The sequence below is a fragment of the Streptococcus sp. HMSC078H12 genome, from assembly GCF_001814615.1.
Taxonomy (GTDB): domain Bacteria; phylum Bacillota; class Bacilli; order Lactobacillales; family Streptococcaceae; genus Streptococcus; species Streptococcus salivarius_F.
Genome location: NZ_KV817340.1, coordinates 4,550 through 6,779, shown reverse-complemented (window position 1 = coordinate 6,779; position 2,230 = coordinate 4,550). Strand labels below are relative to the sequence as shown.

Below are 2,230 nucleotides of genomic sequence, written 5' to 3'. Positions count from 1 at the left end.
TGACCAACTTCTTGTGTACCGTTAGCACTGATAACGCCGGTGTACTCTGGATTGGCGGGTTGAACTAGGGCCTCGCCTTCATGGCCAACTTCTTGTGTGCCGTTAGCACTGATTGGCCCGGTATACTCTGGATTGGCGGGTTGAACTAGAGCCTCACCTTCGTGACCTGATTCTTGAGTGCCTTTAGCACTAATTGGTCCGGTGTACTCTGGATTAGCAGGTTGAACCACAGCCTCGCCCTCATGACCTGGCTCCTGCGTTCCTTTTTTCCAACTGATTCCCTTATTATCCTTATCAGCTGTACCCTGATTTACTGTAGTTTCTTCTTTTCTTGAAGACTCAAGCCCTTGCAAAGTATTTTCCAAAGGTAGTTCAAGCTCTGGCTTAGCAGAGTAACGAAGATAACCGACATACTCATAACCATCGATTGCAATAACACCTTTGGCCAAATCTGCTTCATTTGAAACAGCAAGAGTCTGATTATAGGCCTGCAACTCCTTATTTTGCAAGGCAAGAACCTCTATGGGCACGAGGAGACTTTGCCCTGCAGCCCCAATCAAGACCAAACCAATAATTTTTTTACGATGTTTTTTTGAAAATAGAAGGACAGCCATGGTCGCTGTTGCCAGTCCTAAACCTGTCGCTGCCCAGTCAGAACTTCCTGTCTGAGGTAGAGTAGCTTGACTGTCTCCTTTGCGTTTATAGACCAGATAAAAAGTATCATCATTTTGATATTCCTTAGGGATAGCATGGACCACTTGCTTCTGCTCTTCAGCAGTCAATTCATTTTCTGTGACATAAGCCATGTGTACCGATGCATCCGAAGTAACCTGGTCTGCCGAAACTGGTTTAGACACGAAAAGACCACCTGCTAACAAGAATGTCCCGATAGCAACTGGCCCTACACCTACTGACAACTTACGAATAGCGTACTTTGTCACTTTTTCAAAAACATGATTTGCTTGTTTCATTCAAAATCTTCCTATATGTTAATCCTTGTACCCCAAGGCACGTCAAAAAAACGAAGACGTTATTGAAAAAACACGCACTCTATACATTTATTAACCTTCTTCCGAAGTCTATCATATCCTTTTTTTAATCTTTAAGCAAGCATTTTCTCTAATTTTTAATCAATATAAAAAACAGTTATGATGGGTAACTATGCTCTTATGAAAATCAACAAACCTTTTCATATAAGTATTTTCATTCATATTGCTATTTATAGGAATCTTTCCCTAAAATCTAAGTCACTAATGTCTTTTTGAAGAAGGCCCATCACCTTTCAATTTTTATCTAATTTTTTAATATAAACAAATAACAGTCTCGAAACAGACACAAAAGAGACCCACCCCTATCGGGATGAGTCTCTTTTTTCGAAAACTGAAATAGTTTAACTAACTATGTTGAGGGATTTAACCTATGAACTATCTTAGTCTTCTTTTTTGCGTTTTCCTGCCAAACCAAGTCCAGCTGCCGCAAGGATTCCTCCGAGAGCCATAGCTGCCATAGACGCATCATCACCTGTTTCAGGGAGTGCTGGTCCTTTAGGAGCTTCTGGTGTAGTTGGTGGTGTCACTGGTGGAACCACTGGAGTTGGAGGAGTCGGTGGTGTTGGAGGCGTAGTTGGTGGTGTAGTAGGAGGTGTGTTTGGTGGAGTTGTTGGTGGTGTATATGGTGGGATAACAGTGTTGTTGAACTCAGTATCTTCTGGCAATTGAGAAGTTACTGTCAAGACTTTACCGTCTTTAGTTACAGAAACAACGACTGTAGCTACCATCTTATCGTAGGCAACAGTTGCATCGTTACCTTGTACTTCTTCTACTGTGTAGACGTGAGTACCTTCTTCACCACGTTTGTACTCAAGAGCTGAGAACTTGATCTTACCGTTAGCATCATTGCTTACAGTTTCGATGACATTACCCTTGCTATCTTTAAGTACGAAGCTAAACTCACCAGGTTTAAGTTCACGACCTTCAAGTTTCTTAGTGAATTCAAACTCAACCTTAGTTGGGATATTGACTACACGTTTTTCTGTTGGTTTTTCTGGTTTTTCAACAGATTTCTTAGTTGGGTCGTATTGGTGAACGATTTGTGACGCAGTATTTTCGATGTCTACACCATCTTTAGCAGTGCCTTTGATAGTTGCAGGAATATCGAACTTGTAGTAGCGTCCGAATGCCAATTTGGCAGTATCGATCACTTGTGTGTTTTCTGCATCGCCAAGTGACTT

Annotated in this window: 2 protein-coding genes; both read right to left on the bottom strand. The window is 41.7% G+C overall.

Annotation, left to right across the window (positions count from 1 at the left end; genetic code table 11):
• Positions 1-971 (bottom strand): YSIRK-type signal peptide-containing protein (locus HMPREF2979_RS10490; RefSeq protein ID WP_261787312.1); only part of this gene is annotated, 971 nt, incomplete at its 3' end.
• Between the two features lie 458 nt (positions 972-1,429).
• Positions 1,430-2,230 (bottom strand): Spy0128 family protein (locus tag HMPREF2979_RS10485; RefSeq protein WP_261787311.1); only part of this gene is annotated, 801 nt, incomplete at its 5' end.